An 18,122-nucleotide genomic window follows, 5' to 3' on the forward strand; every position below is an offset into this window, starting at 1 on the left:
GCATGAGCATGCAGCGTCGCGCGTTGCTGCAAGGCGCCGCGGCAATCGCAGCCCTGCCCTCCCTGGCGCGTGCGCAGGCGGCATGGCCCAACAAGCCGATCCGCGTGATCGTGCCCTTCACGCCAGGCGGCACCACCGACTTCGTCGCGCGCCTCGTCGGCACGGAGCTGTCGAAGACGCTGGGCCAGCCGGTGATCGTCGACAACAAGCCCGGCGCGGGCACGGTGATCGGCGTCGATGCCGCTGCCAAGGCAGCGCCCGACGGCTACACCTTCGTCTGCGTGGCCAACAGCTTCACGGCCAACCAGACGCTGATCCGCAAGCTTCCCTACGACACGCAGAAAGACCTGCGCCCGGTCGCGCTCATGGGCATGTCGGAGCACGTGCTCGCCACCCACCCCAACAGCGGCCTGAAGACGCTGGCCGACCTGCGCAACGCGGCCAAGGCCAAGCCCGGCACGCTGAGCTTCGCCTCCTTCGGCAACGGCACCTCGGCGCATCTCTCCGGCGAGATGCTCAAGCTGCAGATGGGCCTGGACATCGTGCACGTGCCCTACAAGGGCCAGGGCCCTGCGCTCACCGACCTGCTCGGCGGCCAGGTGACGATGATGTTCGGCAACTGGCCCGAGTTCCGCGGCCACATCCAGAACGGCAAGCTGCTGGCGCTGGGCATGGCGACCGCGCAGCGCTCGCAGTACGCGCCCGCCATACCCACACTGGCCGAACAGGGCGTGCCCATCGAGTCCAATTCGTGGAACGGCCTGCTGGCGCCCGCCGGCACGCCCGACGCCATCGTTGCGCGCATGAACGCCGAGGTGAACCGCGCGCTCGCGGGCCCCGCGGTGACCGAGGCCTTCCAGAAGGGAGGCATCGCGTCGCTGTCGGGCACGCCGGAGCGCTTCGCGGCCTTCATCCAGAGCGAAATCGCGAAGTACGGCGAGGTGATCCGCAAGGCCAACATCCAGATCGAGGGCTGAACCATGAGCCTCTATGCGATGCAGAAATTCCTCTTCGCGCTCAACCGCGAGCCCGAGGTGCAGCGCCGCTATGCCGAAGGCGGCGAGGCGCGCGCGGCGCTGCTGGGCGCCTACGATTTCACCGAGGAGGAACGCGAGGCCATCGACACCGGCGACATCGGCAAGCTCTACGTGCTCGGCTGCAACGGGCAGCTGCTGATGCACTTCGCGCCGCTGCTGGGCATTCCGTGGGCCGACTACCTCGAAGCCATGCGCGAGGGCGTGCGCAAGTACGGCCCCGTGCGCGCGGGCATCTACGCAATGACAACCGGAACCGACGAGAAAGTGGCGGGAATATGAAGACCCCCACGCTCCCCACCTTGTGTGGTTCGCTGCCCCCCGAGGGGGCGCTCGATGCCCTTCGGGCGGCCGGGCGGGCATCGAGATGAGTCTCGTATTCGCAGGCGTGTGCAGCCACGCCCCCGGCATCACCGGCCGCGCGCACCTCGCCGACCCTGCCGTGAAGGACGAGTTCCACGCGCAGTTCCACCGATTCGGCGAGGCGATGCGCGCGACGAAGCCCGACGCGGTGATCGTGATCGCCGCCGAGCACTTCGCGAACTTCTTCATGAACAACATGCCGGCCTATGCGATCGGCATGGCCGACAGCTACGAGGGTCCGATCGAAGACCCGAAGTGGCTGGGCATCGAGAAGCACCGCATTCCCGGCGACGCCGCGCTATCGCAGCGGCTGATCCGCGAGGTGATGCAAACGGTGGACGTGGCCTACGCGGAGGAGTGGAAGTTCGACCACGGCATCATGGTGCCGCTCAATTTCCTCACGCCGGAGTTCGACACCAAGGTCATCCCCGTGAACATCAACTGCCAGGGCCCGCCGCTCACGCCGCTGCACCGAGCATGGGCTTTCGGCGAAGCGCTGCGCCGCGCCTGCGACAAGGTGCCCGAGCGCATCGCGCTGGTGGGCACGGGCGGCATCTCGCACTGGCCGGCCACGCCCGACTCGGGCAAGGTCAACGCCGAGTGGGACGCCGAGTTCATGCGCCGCTGGTGCGCCAACGACCGCGACGCACTGCTCTCGCAGGACGACTACAACGACGAGGCCACCTACCGCGAGGCAGGCCAGGGCGGCTTCGAGATCCGCACCTTCCTGAGCGTGGCCGCCGCCGCGCGCGGCAAGGGCGAGATCTTCCACATGAAGGCCATCCCGATCTTCGCGGTGACCTGCACGGCCGCCGTGATGTCGGTGGCATGAAGAAGAACGGAGCCACGACATGCCACACCTGGTGATCCTGTACACGCCCAACATCGAGGCCGAGACCGACATGTCGGCGCTGTGCCGCACGCTGGCCGACACCATGCTGAAGCAGCGCGACGAGGCCGACAAGCCGGTGTTTCCCATCGGCGGCACGCGCGTGCTGGCCTACCCCGCCGCGCACTACGCGGTGGCCGACGGCAAGGCCGACTACGCCTTCGTGTACCTCAACATCCGCATGGCCGCGGGGCGTTCCGAGGCGGTGAAGAAGAAGGCCGGCGACGAGCTTCTGGCTGATGTGCGCGCGCATTTCGCGCCCATCTTCGACAAGCGGCACATCGGCATCACGCTGCAGATCGACGAAAGCCCGGGGCAGGTGTACGACGGCAAGCACAGCAACCTTCACCCACTGTTCAACAAGACCTGAGACGACCTCCGCCCATGCTGTCCCCAGCCACCATCGCCCAACTGGCCGCCGAACTGCACGAAAGCGAGAAGTCGCGCGTGCAGGTCGAGCACTTCTCCAAGCGCTTTCCCGAGATGACGATTGAAGACGGCTACGCCATCTCGCGCGAGTGGGTGAAGACCAAGATCGCCGAGGGCCGTACCGTCAAGGGCCACAAGATCGGCCTGACCTCGCGCGCGATGCAGCAGTCCAGCCAGATCGACGAGCCCGACTACGGCACGCTGCTGGACGACATGTTCTTCGAGCAGGGCGGCGACATCCCGTTCAAGCGCTTCATCGCGCCGCGCATCGAGGTGGAACTGGCCTTCGTGCTGGGCAGGAAGCTGCAGGGCCCGAACGTGACGATGTTCGACGTGCTGGCCGCCACCGACTACGTGGTGCCCGCCATCGAAATCATCGACGCGCGCATCGAGCAGTTCGACCGCCACACCAAGGCGCCGCGCAAGGTGTTCGACACCATCTCCGACAACGCGGCCAACGCCGGCATCGTGATGGGCGGCCGGCCGGTGAAGCCGGACGCGGTGGACCTGCGCTGGGTGAGCGCGCTGCTCTTCAAGAACGGCGTGATCGAGGAATCGGGCGTGGCCGCCGCCGTGCTCAATCACCCCGCCAACGGCGTGGCCTGGCTCGCCAACAAGCTCGCGCCCTGGGACGAATGCCTGGAGGCCGGCGAAGTGGTGCTGGGCGGCTCGTTCACGCGGCCGACGACGGCCGTGCCCGGCGACACCTTCCACGCCGACTACGGACCTCTCGGCTCCATCTCGTTTCGCCTTGCCTGAAAGAAAGACGCAATGCACACACCCATCAACACCTTCAAGCAGGCCCTTGCGGCCGGCAAGCCCCAGATCGGCCTGTGGGTCGGGCTGGCCGACGGCTACGCGGCCGAGATCCTGGCCGGCACCGGCTACGACTGGCTGCTGGTCGACGGCGAGCACGCGCCCAACGACGTGCGCTCAGTGCTCGCGCAGCTGCAGGGCATCTCCAGCGCATGGTCGGCGCAGGCCGAAGCCGAGCGCTCGCATCCGGTCGTGCGCATTCCGGTGGGCGACACCACGCTGATCAAGCAGCACCTGGACATCGGCGCGCAGACGCTGCTGGTGCCCATGGTCGACACCGCCGAGCAGGCCGCGCGGCTGGTGCAGGGCATGCGCTATCCGCCCGAGGGCATCCGCGGCATGGGCAGCGCGCTCGCGCGTGCCTCGCGCTGGCAGGCCTACCCGAACTACCTGCACGAGGCCAACGCGCAGACCTGCCTGCTGGTGCAGGCCGAGACGGTGGAAGCGATGAAGAACCTCGACGCCATCGCGGCCACGCCGGGCGTGGACGGCGTGTTCATCGGGCCGGCCGACCTGTCGGCATCGATGGGCTTCGTGGGCCAGCCCAACCACCCCGAGGTGCAAGCGGTGATCGCCGATGCCATCGCGCGCATCCTGAAGGCCGGCAAGGCGCCGGGCATCCTCTCGACCACCGAGGAGCAGGCGCGCAAGTGGCTCGCGGCCGGTGCGCTGTTCGTGGCGGTGGGGGTGGACACCATCGTGCTGGCGGCGGCGGCGAAGCAGCTGCTGGCCAAGTACAAGGCGGCGCCCGGCGCGGCCTCGCCGAACGGCTACTGATCTTCTTCAGGTTTTTTCACAAGGGAGCACTCCGGATGCATCGCACGACCCTCGCCGCACTTGCAGCGTCAGCCACCCTCCTTCTCGCCGCCTGCGCGCCCATGGGCGGCGGCAAGCCGGGCGCCAGCAGTGCGCAGCAGGAAGCCAACCGACAGACGGTGCTGGCCTTCTACGAGAAGGGCCTGAACCAGAAAGACGCCGACGCAGCCCTGCAGTACGTGGGCAACCGCTACGTGCAGCACAACCCGACGGCGGCCGACGGCCCCGAGGGTTTCCGCAAGTTCATCGCCTTCCTGCGCGAGAAGTTTCCCAAATCGCACAGCGACATCAAGCGCAGCTTCGTCGACGGCGACTACGTGATCCTGCATGTGAACGCGGTGCGCGAGCCGGGCACGCGCGGCAGCGCCATCGTCGACATCTTCAAGCTGGAGAACGGAAAGATCGTCGAGCATTGGGACGTGGTGCAGCCCGTGCCCGATACCGCCGCCAACAAGAACGGCATGTTCTGACGACCCCCCGACGACAACCCAGCCAGCCCACGCCAGCCGAATGACCACGCCCACCGACCCGACCAAGCGCTTTCGCTCCGCCACCATCCGCGAGGGCACGATCCGCGCGACCACGCGCAGCTTCCTGCATGCGCTGGGCCAGGACGACGAGGACATCGCGCGCCCGCACGTCGGCGTGTTCCACACGGGCGGCGAGATGAGCCCGTGCAACCTCAACCTGCGCGAGCAGGCGCAGCACGCCAAGACCGGCATCTACGCCGGCGGCGGCACGCCGCACGAGTGCCCGGTGGTGTCGATCAGCGACGGGCTGACGATGGCGCACTCGGGCATGCGCTTCTCGCTGATCTCGCGCGAACTCATCGCCGACAGCGTGGAAGCCTCCACGCGCGGCCACCAGTGGGACGGCATCTTCGCCATCGGCGCCTGCGACAAGAACCTGCCGGGGCTGATGATGGGCATGGTCCGCTGCAACGTGCCCAGCGTGTTCGTGCACGGCGGCTCGGCGCTGCCGGGCCAGATGCCGGGGCCCGACGGGCAGGACCTCAACGTGGTCGACACCTACGAGACCATCGGCAAGGTGCTGGCCGGCACCGCCACGCACGACGAGCTCGACGCCATGAGCCGTGCCTGCCTGCCCACGGCCGGTGCGTGCGCCGGGCAGTTCACGGCCAACACCATGGGCATGGTGTCCGAAGCGCTGGGCCTGGCGCCGATCGGCTCCAGCATGGTGCCTGCCGTGTTCAGCGAGCGGGCGCCGCTGATGCGCCGCGCCGCGAAGACGCTGATGAAGGCGGTATTGGGCGACGGCCCGTTGCCGCGCGACATCGTCACGCGCAAGGCGCTGGAAAACGCCTGCGCCGTGGTCTCGGCCACGGGCGGCTCGACGAATGCGGCGCTGCACCTGCCGGCCATCGCGCACGAGGCGGGCATCAGGTTCCATCTGGACGACGTGGCCGAGATCTTCGCCCGCACACCGCTCATCGCCGACCTGCGCCCGGGCGGCAAGTACCTGGCGCGCGACGTGTTCTACATCGGCGGCGCGGGCGTCATCCTGCGCACGCTGCTGGAGCAGGGCTTCCTGCACGGCGACGTGCTCACCTTCACCGGCCGCACGATGGCCGAGGAACTGGCCGGCGCCCTGGCGCCGGACGGCCGCGTGGTGCGCGAGGCCGGCAACCCGATCACGCGCGATGGCGGGCTGGCGGTGCTCAAGGGCAACCTCTGCCCGGACGGCGCGCTGCTCAAGACGGCGGGGCTCAAGGGCCTGGTGTTCCGGGGCCCGGCGCGCGTCTTCAACTCCGAGGAAGAAGCGCAGACCGCCGTGCAGAACCGCCGCTACGAGGCGGGCGACGTGCTCGTGATCCGCAACGAAGGCCCCAAGGGCAGCCCCGGCATGCGCGAGATGCTGGGCATCACCGCCCTGCTCTACGGCCAGGGCATGGGCGACAAGGTGGCGCTGCTGACCGACGGGCGCTTCTCGGGCGCGACGCGCGGCCTGTGCATCGGCTACGCCGGCCCCGAGGCGGCGGACGGCGGCCCGATCGCGGCGCTGCGCGACGGCGACATGGTTTCCATCGACGCGCGGGCGGAAGCGCGCGCCATCACGGTCGATCTCACGGCCGAGGAAATCGCGTCGCGGCTTGCCGGACGTGAGGTAAACGCGGGGGTCGCGCGCGGCGGCCTGCTGGAAAAATACGCGCTCACCGTGCGCCCTGCCCACCAGGGCGCCGTGACCCACTCGGGCGCGGTCACCTGGCTGCGCGACGAGTCTTGATCGACCCCTCCATAACCACCGTCCGGAGAGAGACACCATGAGCTTCACGCGCCGCCATATCCTGCAGACCACCAGCGCATCCGCCTTGCTGGCCAGCATCGGGCAGAACGTCTTCGCGCAGTCGACGACCAACCTCGAGACCGCCACCATCGTCACCGGATTCGCCGCTGGCGGCACCTCCGACACCACCTGCCGGCGCCTGGCGACCAAGCTCGGCGGCGACTACGCCAAGACCGTGGTCGTCGACAACCGCACCGGCGCGGGCGGCCAGATCGCCGTGGGCTACGTGAAGGGCCGCCCGGCCGACGGCGGCACCATCCTGCAGACGCCGACCTCGATCCTCACGATCTACCCGCACATCTACAAGAAGCTGCCGTACGACCCGATGACCGACCTCACGCCGGTGAGCCTGGCCTGCATCTTCGACTTCGGCTTCGCGGTGGGCCCGGCGGTGCCGGCCAGCGTGAAGACCGTGCCCGAGTTCCTGGCATGGGCCAAGGCGAACCCGGCCGGCGCCAACTACGGTTCGCCGGCCGCGGGCTCCACGCCGCACTTCATCGGTGCGCTGCTGGGCAAGAAGGGCGGCGTCGAGCTCAAGCACGCGGCCTACCGGGGCACGCAGCCGGCCATGCTCGACCTGCTGGGCGGCAACATCTCGGCGGTGTCGGGCCCCATCGGCGACATCACGCAGCACCTGCCCACGGGCAAGGTGCGCATCCTGGGCGTGTCGGGCGCCAAGCGCAGCCGCTTCGTGCCCGAGGTGCCCACCTTCGGCGAACAGGGCCTGAAGGACATGGCGCACAGCGAGTGGTTCGCCTTCTTCCTGCCGGCCAAGGCATCGCCCGAGGTGGTGGCGAAGCTGAACACCGCGATGAAGAACGCGCTCGCGCAGAAGGACGTGATCGACGGCCTCGGCACCTTCGGGCTGGAAGCGATGTCTTCCACGCCGGCCGAGCTGACGGAACTGCTGAAGAAGGACACCGCCAAGTGGGCGCCGATCGTGAAAGAAGTCGGCTTCACAGCGGAAGGTTGAAACACATGAAGGAACTGCCATGAACACACTCGCCACTCCGGCCGCTTCGGCGCTGGTCCATCCCTCGATCCATCCCGACGAGCGCGCCGCGCGCGAACAGCTCGCGGCCTGCTACCGCGTGTTCGCGATGCTGGGCTGGACGGAGATGATCTACAACCACATCACGGTACGGCTGCCCGACAGCGTGACGGGCGGCGAGAAGCAGTTCCTCATCAATCCCTTCGGCCTGCACTACAGCGAGGTCACGGCCAGCAACCTGGTGAAGATCGACCTGCAGGGCAAGGTGCTCGACGGTTCGAGCTATCCGGTGAACCCGGCCGGCTTCACGGTGCATGCGGCCATCCACGACGGGCTGGAAGGCGCGCACTGCGTGATGCACACGCACACCACGGCCGGCGTGGCCGTGGCCTGCCTGCAGGGCGGCCTGCAGCAGACCAATTTCTATACGGCGCAGCTGCACGGCATGGTGGCGTACCACGACTTCGAGGGCATCACGATCCATGCCGACGAGGGCCCACGCCTGCTCAAGAGCATCGGCGAGCGCAACGCGGTGATCCTGCGCAACCACGGCCTGCTGGCCTGGGGACAGACGCTGCCGCAGACCTTCGCGATCCTGTGGACGCTGCAGCGCGCCTGCGAGATCCAGATGGCGACCTTCTCCATGGGCCAGGCCATTCCTGTGAGCGAGGAGATCGCCCGGCGCTGCACGCGCGACGCGCTGCAGTTCAGCCCCGAGCATGGCGCGGGGCAGGACGTGTTCAACGCGCTGGTGCGGCAGGTGGACCGCATCGATCCCTCCTACCGCAACTGAAGCGAAGCGACCGAACCCATGAAGATCTGCATCTACGGCGCCGGCGCGATCGGCGGATGGATAGGCGTCGGCCTCGCTCAGGCGGGCGAGCGACTGAATGTGGTGGCGCGCGGCGCCACGCTGGAAGCACTGCAGCGCGACGGGCTGTCGCTGATGCGAGGCAGCACGGGCGCAGAGGTGCGCACGCGCGTGCCGGTCAACGCGGTGGCCGACCCCGAGGCGCTAGGCGTGCAGGACCTGGTGGTCATCGCGGTGAAGGCGCCCGCGCTGGCCGGCGTGGCCGAGCGCATCGGGCCGCTGATCGGCGCCGACACCATCGTGCTGGTGGCGATGAACGGCGTGCCATGGTGGTTCCTGGAAGGCGGCTTCGGCGGCGAGATCACCGGCCACCGCCTCGCCGCGGTGGACCCCGATGGCGCCATCGCGCGCGCGATTCCGTCGCGCAACGTGATCGGCTGCGTGGTGCACGCGAGCTGCTCGCTCGACGGGCCGGGCGTGGTGCGGCACCACTTCGGCAACGGGCTGATCATCGGCGAGCCCTCGGGCGAGGCCACGCCGCGCGTGCAGAAGCTGCTGGCGCTGCTCAAGAGCGCCGGCATCGACACCACGCTGTCGCCGCAGATCCAGAAGGACGTGTGGTTCAAGCTGTGGGGCAACATGACGGTGAACCCGATCAGCGCGCTCACCGGCTGCACCACCGACCTGATCATGGGCGACGACTACGTGCGCGGCTTCATCTCGGCGGTGATGCTGGAGGCCAGGGAGATCGGCCGGCGCATCGGCATCGAGATCACGCAGAGCCCGGAAGACCGGCACGAGATCACCAAGAAGCTGGGTGCTTTCAAGACTTCCATGCTGCAGGACGTGGAGGCCGGGCGCTCGGTGGAACTCGACGCGCTGGTGACGGTGGTGCGCGAGCTGGGCGAGCTGACGGCGGTGGCCACGCCCTTCACCGATGCGCTGCTGGGCCTGGCGCGGCTGCGGACGCGGCAGCTCGGGCTCTACTGAGCCGACCTGACGGCGCGGCCGCCGGCCGGTCAGGCCGCGCACAGGTTCGGCCCGCAGACTGAAGAAGACATCGGGGGTGGGGTTTGCGGGGCCGCAAACCCTGTACCCCCGCTTTTCTTCTTGGGCTATCCTCTCGCCACTCAAAAATGCACGTAGCGATTTATTACACACCACCAAGGCTGCCTGCATGTCCGAGAACAAGGGGAGACGGATGCGTTTGATCTTCATCGAGCTGCTGGTGGCGCTGGTGCTGCTGCCCATCAGCGGCCTGTTCTGGTGGTGGGCCTTCGGCATGGGCGGCCTCGCGGTGGCCGGCTTCGTGGTGGTTGCCGGCGGCGCTCTCTACCTGGTGGTGCGGGGCGTGCGCTCCGCCAAGAAACAGCTCGGCCACCCGGGCGACGACCGCGAGCAATAAGCCAGCCGCGGGCCTGCAACGGGCCCGCCGTGCCCCACGGCACAGAAACATTCGCATTCAATTCGCCGGCATCCGGCACAGTATTTTTCCCCGGATTCGCGCCTCGATCAGCCGTTCCTGGCCGCTGCTGAATTCTTTTTTCTGCCTTGTTCCGGCTTCGCGGCAAATCGCAGGCTGTTTCAATGCTCGAAATATGCAACATATTCCGGGCGACGGAATTGAATAAATAAAAAGGCACTACAAGCGGGTGCTTCGTGCCGCAAAATCACAAACCCGCACGGAATACCGGGCCAATTAGCCTGAAATCATTCCTTGGCTTTCTGGAACACCATTGCACGCGCTTGGTGCTTCTGGCCCCGGCACGGGGCGTTCAAATCCCGGATTAATCAGAAAAACCTACCGCGAGGCCGCTCTGGCGCCACTCGCGACAGCGATGCCTTGCGGTCGCCGTCCGATGCCTCCTGAAGGCGGACTGACGCTCCCAGCCCACGGCTTGTCAGCCGGCTCCTACCAGGACACATTTTTTAACAAAATTAGATGCAATATCAAAAACCCTATGGAACCTGACTTTGTGGACCGGAAACCACAATCTCCCATCTGGTTGACGTAATTAATAAGTTGCATTTTTTGTTTCGCGGCAAAGCCTGCGAAATGAGCACTCCACCCCTGTTTTCCCAATGAAGAGTGCCCCTTCGGGCACGTGCCGGACCATACCCCTGTGGCGGACGTGGTCGAGGCACGAAAAGACACGACTATTTCGTCTACTCCACCAAAAAGTGGGCTCGCGAAGGCAGCGACAATTTCTTTTCCGCGGGCCTGCCGATAAAGCGTCGACTGCCCGGAATAAGCCTTCTGTCAATAAAAGGAATTAACCGGCGCAATCGGCCGGAAATCGGGCTCGGGGTTTGCATATGCAATCGCAGTTTTTGAAATTACCAAGTTCGCAATGGAGTTCCATTTGTCACGCTACCTGTACCTGACGGGTTGGAGTGCCGCCCTCGCCGGGGCGTTGGCGCTTCAGGGCTGCGCGCCGGGCTTCGGCTCGGTGGCGGCCTACGAGCCCGACCAGAGTCCGCCGCCTGCCCTGTCCGCCGACGGCATGCCGGCCGAGGGCGGGCTGGTGCCGATCTCGCCCAGCCTCATCAGGGCCATGTCCGACGCGCGTCCGACGGCGGTGCCGCCGGACGTGAAGGCACTGTTCGGCGAAGCGCCGCCTTACACCATCGGGCCGGGCGACGTGGTGGGCGTCATCGTCTACGACCATCCGGAGCTGCTGCCGCACGCCGGCGCGGTGATCTCGCAGCAGGTGGACCCCACCGGCATCAGCGTGGCGCCCGGCTTCATCGTCGACGCCACCGGGCAGATCAGCTTTCCCTACATCGGGCGGGTGAAGATGCAGGGCCTTACCGAGATCGAGGCTTCCGACCTGATCGCCAGGCAGATCGCCAGGTACATCAAGGACCCGCAGGTGACGGTACGCATCCAGTCCTTCAGAAGCCGCCGCGCCTTCGTGGAAGGCGAGGTGAATTCGCCGGGGCTGCAGATCTTCACCGACGTGCCGATGACGCTGGCCGAGGCGCTCAACCGCGCGGGCGGGATCACGGCCGCGGGCGACCGCTCTTTCATCACGCTCACGCGCGGCGACAGGACCACGCTCATCGACCTGCCGAAGCTGCAGGACATCGGCGTGGGCGCGAGCCGCATCCCGCTTCACAACGGCGACGTGGTGCAGGTGCGCAACCGCGACGAGAGCAAGGTGTTCGTGATGGGCGAGGTACTCAAGCCCTCGGCGCTGAACATGCACAACGGCAGGCTCAGCCTCAACGAGGCGCTGGGCGAGGCCGGCAGCGCGAACCTGGGCACGGCGAACACGGGGCAGATCTACGTCGTGCGGAACAACCGCAACGGCGAGAGCGATGACGCGAAGAGCACGCCCTCGGTCTTCCACCTGAACGCGAAGAACCCCGCCGCGCTCGCGCTGGCCGACCGCTTTCCGCTGCAGCCGCGCGACGTGGTCTACATCGACTCGGTGCCGCTGGCCAGCTGGAACCGCGTGGCCAGCCTGATCCTTCCCGCGGCGCAGGTGCTCGACATCGGCGACCGTGTCTACATGAACCACCGATGAGAGCCGTGCTGACAGTCTGCATCGGCAACATCTGCCGAAGCCCGATGGCGCAAGGCCTGCTCGCAGCGGGACTGCCGCAGTTGCGCGTGTTCTCCGCGGGCACCGGCGCGCTCGTCGGCCGGCCGGCGGACGCCACCGCGCGCAGGCTCATGCAGCTGCGCGGCATCGACATCTCGGGCCACGTCGCGCAGCAGGTGAGCCAGCTGCTGTGCCGGCAGGCCGACCTGATCCTGGTGATGGACCGCGAGCAGCGCCGCCATCTCGAGTCGACCTATCCCTTCGTGCGCGGCAAGGTGTTCCGCATCGCCGAGTTCGAGGGGCAGGACGTGCCCGACCCCTACGGAAAAGACGAGGCTGCGTTCGAACACGCCCTGGCGCTGATCGATGCCGGCGCGCGCGCGTGGATCGAGCGCATTCTGAAAATCACGAAACCCGAGCAGCAACCGACATGAACGCAACCCAGCAAGCCGCGCTGCCGCTGCAAGCCATGGAAGAGGATGGCGATGGCATCAACCTGGCCGAGTACCTTGACATCCTGATCGACAACCGCTGGCTGGTCGCGGCCATCACGGTGGCGGCCGTGCTGCTGGGTACGGCGTACGCCCTTCTCGGCAAGCCGGTCTACGAGGCCAACCTCGCGGTGCAGGTGGAGGACTCGGGCAATTCCGCCGGCAGCTTCCTCGGCGACGCGGCCTCCTCGCTGCTGAGCGTGAAGACGCCGGCCGCGGGCGAGATCGAGATACTCCGCTCGCGCGCCATCCTCGGCAAGGCGGTGGAGAACACCAGGCTCTACATCAGCGCGCGGCCGCGCTACGCGCCCTTCGTGGGCACCTGGCTCGCGCGCCGCGCCACCGGGCTGTCCGATCCCGGCTTCATGGGCCTGTCGGGCTACGTGACGGGCACCGAGAAGATCCTCGTGCCCCGGTTCGACGTGCCCTCCGATTTCGAGGACAAGAAGTTCACGCTGACGCTGGGCACCGATGGCCAGTACGAGCTGAGCAACCCCGACATCGACACGCCGATGAAGGGCCGCATCGGCACGCTGATGGAGGCCAAGGTGCCGGGCATGCCCAACGGCAGCCTGAGCCTGATGGTCACCAGCATCGAGGCCAGGCCGGGCGCGCAGTTCGTGCTGGTGCGTTCCTCCACGCAGCTCACGCTGCTGGCGCTGCAGGACGCGCTCAAGGTCGTCGAGAAGGGCAAGCAGTCGGGCGTGCTCGACGTGAGCTGGAAGAGCCCGGATGCCGAGAAGCTGACGCAGCTGCTCAACGAGGTCGGCCGGCTCTACGTGCGCCAGAACATGGAGCGCAAGGCGGCCGAGGCCGAGAAGACGCTGGGCTTCCTCGACGGCGCACTGCCCCAGTTCAAGAAGCAGCTCGAGCAGTCCGAAGACATCTACAACCGCTACCGCAACCAGAACGGCACCGTCAGCCTCGACGACGAGGCAAGGAACGCGCTGGCCCAGACGGTCGACCTGCAGTCCAAGCTGCTGGAGGCCGAGCAGAAGCGGCGCGAGCTCACCTCGCGCTTCACGAACGAGCACCCGAGCGTGCAGACGCTCGATGCGCAGGTCGCCGCGTGGAAGAGCGCGCTGGCCACCGTCGACGCGCGCATCCGCAAGATGCCCGAGCTGCAGCAGAACACGGTGCGCATGCAGCGCGACATCAAGGTCAACACCGATCTCTACGTGTCGCTGCTCAACAGCTCGCTGCAGATGCGGCTGGCCAAGGAGGGCAAGGTGGGCAATGTGCGCCTGCTCGACGAGGCCATCGTTCCGGAAGAGCCGGTGTGGCCCAAGAAACCGCTGGTCATCGTGCTGGCGGCGGTCCTCGGGCTGGCGGCCGGCTTCGGCGCCGCGATCGCGCGGAGTTCCTTCTTCGGCGGCATCCGCAATCCGGGCGAGATCGAGAGCCACACCGGCCTCAACGTCTACAGCAGCGTTCCGCTGAGCGCCGCGCAACGCACCATCGACAGGAACATCGAGAACAAGGCGGTCGGCAAGCACGTGCTCGCGCACCTGCAGCCCGAAGACCCGGCGGTGGAAAGCCTGCGCAGCCTGCGCACCGCGCTGCAGTTCGCGATGCTGGAGGCGACCAACAACCGCCTGCTCATCTCCGGCGCGACGCCGGGCGTGGGCAAGACCTTCGTCTCGGTGAACTTCGCGGCGATCAGCGCGGCGACCGGAAAGCGGGTGCTGCTGGTCGACGCCGACCTGCGCAAGGGCCGGGTCAGCCAGTTCTTCTCGATCCCGCGATCCGCGGGGCTGTCGGAGCTGATCGCCGGCACGCTGAGCCTCGAGCAGGCCATCCGCCCTGCGGTGCTGCCCAACCTGGACATCATCACCACGGGGGTGCTGCCGCCGAACCCGGCGGAGCTGCTCACCAGCGAGTCCTTCGTGCAGGTGCTGGAAAAGCTCTCGCCGCTGTACGACCTGGTGGTCATCGACACCGCCCCGGTGCTGGTGGCCGCCGACACCGCCTCGGTGGCGCCGCTCGCAAGCACCCTGCTGCTGGTGGCGCGCGCCGGGAAAACCCAGCTCGGCGAATTGAACGAAACCGTCAGAAGGCTCGCCCATGCGGGCAGAAGCGTAAATGGCGTAATTCTGAATGCTATTGATTTAACCCGCCGCCACGCCGGAAGCGGGGGTTACAAATACGGCGCTTACAAGCAGTTGCAATACACATACAATACCAACAGGGATTCAACTTAGACCGTCTGAATTGGAGTTAAATTCAAAATCATGCGGTGAGCTTTCAACTTCCCGCATCGATTTAAATACTCATTAGATACTCAGATAGCATTCAGAATGAAAAGGCACTACAAATGATATTTAATTCATTGGTATTGCCTTCATCAAGTCATTTGGCCGCGCAATAGTTTCTGCACCGCAGACACTAAAGAGGCATTTGTGCGGGTAGTGTCGGCCAAAAACACAAGGCCATAACCGAGGATCTGCGGGCATTTGCCCGCATGAGGAAAGGTGCGTCAAAAATGAAAGCATTTCGACGGGAAATCTTGTCGCGCTTCAAATCCGGATGGAAAACCCCGATGGGAAATCTCCACCCCGAAGAATCGCTCGTATCGCAAGGCTGGGATATTTCCGACGCAGGCGGCGATATGTCCCGTGGCGGCTCGCAATCCGGAATCGACCATTCGCCATTGCTGAAGGCCGCAAAAAGATCGGTGGACATCAGTGCCGCGCTTTTCTTCTTCATCGCCTTCGGCTGGCTTTTCGTGCTGCTCGGCCTCTGCGTCTTCGCGAGTTCGGGCGCGCCGGTGCTTTACTACCAGCCGCGCTACGGAAAGAACGGACGCGTATTCCGCTTCTACAAATTCCGTTCGATGATCGCCAATTCGGCCCAGGTGCTGGAAGAGCACCTGAAGAACAACCCCGAGGCACGCCGGCAGTGGGACGAATACCAGAAACTGGACCACGACCCCCGCATCACCCGTTTCGGCAAATTCATCCGCAAGACCAGCCTCGACGAATTGCCGCAATTCTGGAACGTGCTGATGGGCGACATGAGCCTGATCGGCCCCCGCCCCTGCATGCTGGAGCAGAAGGAGCTCTACGGCCACAGCTGGTCGCACTACTGCGCGGTGCGACCCGGCATCACCGGCCTCTGGCAGGTCAGCGGGCGCAACCAGCTGACCTACAACGCACGCGTCGCGCTCGACGTGAGGTATGTCGAAACCCTTTCCGTCGGGAAGGACGTGGACATCTTCTTCAGAACCATCTGGGTGGTTGCCGCCGGTCACGGGTCGCGGTGAATTCCGCCGGTCCCGGGTGATCGGCTCCGGCCGCATTGGCCGGGGTACGCCTTTCACATCGTCCACGCCGCAGGGCCGGACGGACCTTTCTTCGCTTTGGAAATGATCGGATTGGAATCCACATCATGCGGATGAGCCACGCCATTCCAGCTCCGGCCGCGCCCGCACGGGCCCCCATGGCAACAACAGGAAGAAGAGGCACGCGCCGCTTCAACCAGTACTCCATTGCCGGAGTGCTGATCGTGTTCGTGTACGTGATCATCTATGCGTATTTCCGGGAAATGCTTCCCGAGAAATGGAGCGTGGACTCGGCGAAGATCCTCGAGATCCTGAATTACGGCGGCACGGACGAAATGGACAATTCGTTCGCCGTCACGGCCGCGCTTTTCAGCATCATCGGCTCGGACAATCTCGACGTATTCACCTGCATCAGCAGCGCGATCTTTCTTTTCTTCGCGACGCGCAATATCCGCCGGGCCGGCGATTTCTTCTCCAGACTGCTGCTGATCGCGCCCTGCATCATGTTGAACATGTTCGCGCCGTCGAAGGAGACGGTGGTGCTCATCATGACCATGTGCATCACGGTGACGACGATCTATTTCCGCACATCGAAATTCCTCACCGTCGGCGCATTTCTCGGGCTTTACGCAATCTATGGCGTTTTCGTCCGGAATTATTATTTGCTGATCGTCGGCGCGTTCTTCGCCGTCCATTATCTCTGGCGGCGGCCGCTCAAATACCATTTCCTGGCCGCAATTCTGGCCGCTGGCGCAATCATGGCGGCGCCCTCGAATATCCTGCAGACGCTGCAATCGCCCCGCGACACGTCCAATGCCTATGCGGAGCAGATCGGCAGCGACAATCGCACGGCCTTCACCAATATCGCCTCGCCCGCCACCGGCCCCGGTTTTCTGGTGAATTACGTGTACGCGGCAACGGTGCTGATCACGCCCGTGCTCTATTTCCAGACACCGAGCGACGCGTTCATGCAATTGATGATCGCGGCAATGCTGCTCATTCTCTACAAGGCGCGGCGATGGTCGAAGCGCGATCCGACGCAATTCGAGCCCCGTTTCTTCGGCAGCCTTTTCGTCGCGCACATCCTCGTTCAATTGATTTTCGAACCGGACCTCGGCAGTTTCACCCGGCATCTGACCTCCGTGATGCTTTATCTGATCGCCATCAAGGTCGCGGGAAATAAAAGGCTGATTCAAAGATGAAAAAGATCCTGATCTGCGCGGTGCCGTTCAGCGACAACCTGGGCGACGGCGTCATCGCGGCCTCGCTGGCCCACATCGCGGCCATGAAATACCCGGATGCGAAGGTCGAGTTCCTCGACATCGCCGGGCGCGCTGGCTTCGACGAATCCAACCTGCGTGGCGGCGGCGCCTTCGGCGTCTTCCGGAAGCTGCCTTCGCTGCTGCGAAGCGCCATCGTCTTCGCCTACTGCCTGAAGAACTACCTGCTGAGCTGGCGCCGGCAGTGGCAGGCGGCGGTGGCCGATGCCGACCTGGTGCTGATCGGCGGCGGTCAGCTCTTCTGCGACGTGGCGCTGAACTTCCCCTCGAAACTCTTCTTCCTGGGCAGGCTGCTGCGCGGCAAGAGGGTGGCGGTGGTTTCGGTGGGCGTCACCGCCAAGTGGTCGTTCTGGGGCAAGCTGCTGGTCGGCAAGTTCTTCCAGAACGCCGCGCCGGTCTACTACGCCACGCGCGACGCGGATTCGGCCAACAACCTGCACGCGTACTTCCGCATTCCGCGCAGCCGCATCAGCGTGGTGCCCGATCCGGCGCTGGTCTGCGCGAGCGCCTTCTCGGAAGAGCTTTCGCCCGAGAAGAAGTGGGACGTGGGCATCTGCGTCAGCAGCCTCGACGCGCTGGTGATGAACTCCGAATACGGGGGCAAGCGCGCCGGCGGTTCGGCCGAATTCTTCTCCGGGCTCGCGCAGGCATTGCGGGCCGAGGGCGCGCGGGTGCTGTACTTCACGAACGGCGCGGCGGAGGACAACCGGGTGCTCGCCGAGATCTCCGAGCGCACCGCGGCGGCCGACGACTTCTCCTTCGCCGTTCCGAAGCGCCCCGACGACCTGGTCACGCTGATCAGCGCCTGCTCCTGCATCGCGGCGCACCGGCTGCACGCGAACATCGTGGCCTACAGCCTGAGCATCCCGTCCATCGGCATGAACTGGGACAAGAAGGTCGAGTCCTTCTTCCGGCTCACGAACCGCACCGAGTTCCTGTTCGGCCTCTCGCCGCGCCATGACGAGCTGAAGGCCTCCGTCCTGAACCTGCTTCGGGAACGCAACGACCCGCGCCGGCTGGACGAGCTTCAGGCCGAAGTCATCGCCGGCACCCACGCAATGATCTGAGCA

Annotated in this window: 18 protein-coding genes; all 18 read left to right on the forward strand. The window is 65.9% G+C overall.

Features of this window, described 5'->3' with window-relative positions; all coding sequences use genetic code 11:
* Window positions 1–8: 8 nt before the first annotated feature.
* The 18 genes from QMO14_RS01625 to QMO14_RS01710 all read left to right on the forward strand — a co-directional run bounded on the left by QMO14_RS01625 (window position 9) and on the right by QMO14_RS01710 (window position 18,119).
* Window positions 9–977 carry a tripartite tricarboxylate transporter substrate binding protein gene (locus tag QMO14_RS01625; protein WP_301503900.1) on the forward strand — a complete coding sequence of 323 codons (969 nt, stop codon included), beginning with the start codon at window positions 9–11 and terminating at the stop codon, window positions 975–977.
* Window positions 978–980: 3 nt separating this feature from the next.
* Complete coding sequence (locus QMO14_RS01630; protein ID WP_301503858.1) at window positions 981–1,316, forward strand: aromatic ring-opening dioxygenase subunit LigA; 336 nt, start codon at window positions 981–983, stop codon at window positions 1,314–1,316.
* Between the two features lie 85 nt (window positions 1,317–1,401).
* Window positions 1,402–2,229, forward strand: coding sequence for an extradiol ring-cleavage dioxygenase (locus QMO14_RS01635; protein ID WP_301503859.1), 828 nt, complete (start codon window positions 1,402–1,404; stop codon window positions 2,227–2,229).
* A 19-nt stretch (window positions 2,230–2,248) separates the two neighbouring features.
* Window positions 2,249–2,656, forward strand: a complete 408-nt coding sequence (locus QMO14_RS01640) for a 5-carboxymethyl-2-hydroxymuconate Delta-isomerase (protein ID WP_301503860.1) — start codon at window positions 2,249–2,251, stop codon at window positions 2,654–2,656.
* A gap of 14 nt (window positions 2,657–2,670) precedes the next feature.
* The gene (gene hpaH, locus QMO14_RS01645; protein WP_301503861.1) at window positions 2,671–3,474 is read left to right on the forward strand and encodes a 2-oxo-hept-4-ene-1,7-dioate hydratase; all 804 of its coding nucleotides are present in this window, start codon (window positions 2,671–2,673) and stop codon (window positions 3,472–3,474) included.
* Between the two features lie 12 nt (window positions 3,475–3,486).
* Entirely contained in the window at window positions 3,487–4,308 is an 822-nt protein-coding gene (gene hpaI / locus QMO14_RS01650; RefSeq protein ID WP_301503862.1) for a 4-hydroxy-2-oxoheptanedioate aldolase, read from the forward strand.
* A gap of 35 nt (window positions 4,309–4,343) precedes the next feature.
* The gene (locus QMO14_RS01655; protein WP_301503863.1) at window positions 4,344–4,817 is read left to right on the forward strand and encodes a nuclear transport factor 2 family protein; all 474 of its coding nucleotides are present in this window, start codon (window positions 4,344–4,346) and stop codon (window positions 4,815–4,817) included.
* Window positions 4,818–4,857: 40 nt separating this feature from the next.
* Window positions 4,858–6,591 (forward strand): dihydroxy-acid dehydratase, encoded by a 1,734-nt coding sequence (gene ilvD / locus QMO14_RS01660; protein ID WP_301503864.1) that lies wholly within the window; start codon window positions 4,858–4,860, stop codon window positions 6,589–6,591.
* A 37-nt stretch (window positions 6,592–6,628) separates the two neighbouring features.
* On the forward strand, window positions 6,629–7,624 hold the full coding sequence (locus QMO14_RS01665) for a Bug family tripartite tricarboxylate transporter substrate binding protein (protein ID WP_301503865.1): 996 nt from the start codon (window positions 6,629–6,631) through the stop codon (window positions 7,622–7,624).
* A gap of 19 nt (window positions 7,625–7,643) precedes the next feature.
* Complete coding sequence (locus tag QMO14_RS01670) at window positions 7,644–8,435, forward strand: class II aldolase/adducin family protein (protein ID WP_301503866.1); 792 nt, start codon at window positions 7,644–7,646, stop codon at window positions 8,433–8,435.
* 18 nt (window positions 8,436–8,453) lie between these two features.
* Window positions 8,454–9,443, forward strand: a complete 990-nt coding sequence (locus QMO14_RS01675; protein WP_301503867.1) for a 2-dehydropantoate 2-reductase — start codon at window positions 8,454–8,456, stop codon at window positions 9,441–9,443.
* A gap of 211 nt (window positions 9,444–9,654) precedes the next feature.
* Complete coding sequence (locus tag QMO14_RS01680) at window positions 9,655–9,858, forward strand: hypothetical protein (RefSeq protein WP_301503868.1); 204 nt, start codon at window positions 9,655–9,657, stop codon at window positions 9,856–9,858.
* 946 nt (window positions 9,859–10,804) lie between these two features.
* A complete protein-coding gene (locus QMO14_RS01685; RefSeq protein WP_301503869.1) occupies window positions 10,805–11,983 on the forward strand; it encodes a polysaccharide biosynthesis/export family protein in 1,179 nt (392 codons plus the stop codon).
* Window positions 11,980–12,435 (forward strand): low molecular weight protein-tyrosine-phosphatase, encoded by a 456-nt coding sequence (locus tag QMO14_RS01690; RefSeq protein WP_301503870.1) that lies wholly within the window; start codon window positions 11,980–11,982, stop codon window positions 12,433–12,435. Before QMO14_RS01685 ends, QMO14_RS01690 begins: the two co-directional genes overlap by 4 nt.
* The gene (locus QMO14_RS01695) at window positions 12,432–14,693 is read left to right on the forward strand and encodes a polysaccharide biosynthesis tyrosine autokinase (protein ID WP_301503871.1); all 2,262 of its coding nucleotides are present in this window, start codon (window positions 12,432–12,434) and stop codon (window positions 14,691–14,693) included. Before QMO14_RS01690 ends, QMO14_RS01695 begins: the two co-directional genes overlap by 4 nt.
* A 281-nt stretch (window positions 14,694–14,974) precedes the next feature.
* Window positions 14,975–15,754, forward strand: a complete 780-nt coding sequence (locus QMO14_RS01700) for a sugar transferase (RefSeq protein WP_301503872.1) — start codon at window positions 14,975–14,977, stop codon at window positions 15,752–15,754.
* Between the two features lie 125 nt (window positions 15,755–15,879).
* Complete coding sequence (locus QMO14_RS01705; RefSeq protein ID WP_301503873.1) at window positions 15,880–16,974, forward strand: hypothetical protein; 1,095 nt, start codon at window positions 15,880–15,882, stop codon at window positions 16,972–16,974.
* Entirely contained in the window at window positions 16,971–18,119 is a 1,149-nt protein-coding gene (locus QMO14_RS01710; RefSeq protein ID WP_301503874.1) for a polysaccharide pyruvyl transferase family protein, read from the forward strand. The genes QMO14_RS01705 and QMO14_RS01710 overlap by 4 nt, the downstream gene beginning before the upstream one ends.
* Window positions 18,120–18,122: the final 3 nt, after the last annotated feature.

Source organism: Variovorax sp. CAN15, from assembly GCF_030462475.1.
GTDB lineage: Bacteria > Pseudomonadota > Gammaproteobacteria > Burkholderiales > Burkholderiaceae_C > Variovorax.

Bases quoted from the DNA above. Each gene is read 5' to 3' on its own strand.
- QMO14_RS01625 (WP_301503900.1), top strand. From the start codon at position 9: ATGCAGCGTCGCGCGTTGCTGCAAGGCGCCGCGGCAATCGCAGCCCTG.
- QMO14_RS01630 (WP_301503858.1), top strand. From the start codon at position 981: ATGAGCCTCTATGCGATGCAGAAATTCCTCTTCGCGCTCAACCGCGAG.
- QMO14_RS01635 (WP_301503859.1), top strand. From the start codon at position 1,402: ATGAGTCTCGTATTCGCAGGCGTGTGCAGCCACGCCCCCGGCATCACC.
- QMO14_RS01640 (WP_301503860.1), top strand. From the start codon at position 2,249: ATGCCACACCTGGTGATCCTGTACACGCCCAACATCGAGGCCGAGACC.
- hpaH (WP_301503861.1), top strand. From the start codon at position 2,671: ATGCTGTCCCCAGCCACCATCGCCCAACTGGCCGCCGAACTGCACGAA.
- hpaI (WP_301503862.1), top strand. From the start codon at position 3,487: ATGCACACACCCATCAACACCTTCAAGCAGGCCCTTGCGGCCGGCAAG.
- QMO14_RS01655 (WP_301503863.1), top strand. From the start codon at position 4,344: ATGCATCGCACGACCCTCGCCGCACTTGCAGCGTCAGCCACCCTCCTT.
- ilvD (WP_301503864.1), top strand. From the start codon at position 4,858: ATGACCACGCCCACCGACCCGACCAAGCGCTTTCGCTCCGCCACCATC.
- QMO14_RS01665 (WP_301503865.1), top strand. From the start codon at position 6,629: ATGAGCTTCACGCGCCGCCATATCCTGCAGACCACCAGCGCATCCGCC.
- QMO14_RS01670 (WP_301503866.1), top strand. From the start codon at position 7,644: ATGAACACACTCGCCACTCCGGCCGCTTCGGCGCTGGTCCATCCCTCG.
- QMO14_RS01675 (WP_301503867.1), top strand. From the start codon at position 8,454: ATGAAGATCTGCATCTACGGCGCCGGCGCGATCGGCGGATGGATAGGC.
- QMO14_RS01680 (WP_301503868.1), top strand. From the start codon at position 9,655: ATGCGTTTGATCTTCATCGAGCTGCTGGTGGCGCTGGTGCTGCTGCCC.
- QMO14_RS01685 (WP_301503869.1), top strand. From the start codon at position 10,805: ATGGAGTTCCATTTGTCACGCTACCTGTACCTGACGGGTTGGAGTGCC.
- QMO14_RS01690 (WP_301503870.1), top strand. From the start codon at position 11,980: ATGAGAGCCGTGCTGACAGTCTGCATCGGCAACATCTGCCGAAGCCCG.
- QMO14_RS01695 (WP_301503871.1), top strand. From the start codon at position 12,432: ATGAACGCAACCCAGCAAGCCGCGCTGCCGCTGCAAGCCATGGAAGAG.
- QMO14_RS01700 (WP_301503872.1), top strand. From the start codon at position 14,975: ATGAAAGCATTTCGACGGGAAATCTTGTCGCGCTTCAAATCCGGATGG.
- QMO14_RS01705 (WP_301503873.1), top strand. From the start codon at position 15,880: ATGCGGATGAGCCACGCCATTCCAGCTCCGGCCGCGCCCGCACGGGCC.
- QMO14_RS01710 (WP_301503874.1), top strand. From the start codon at position 16,971: ATGAAAAAGATCCTGATCTGCGCGGTGCCGTTCAGCGACAACCTGGGC.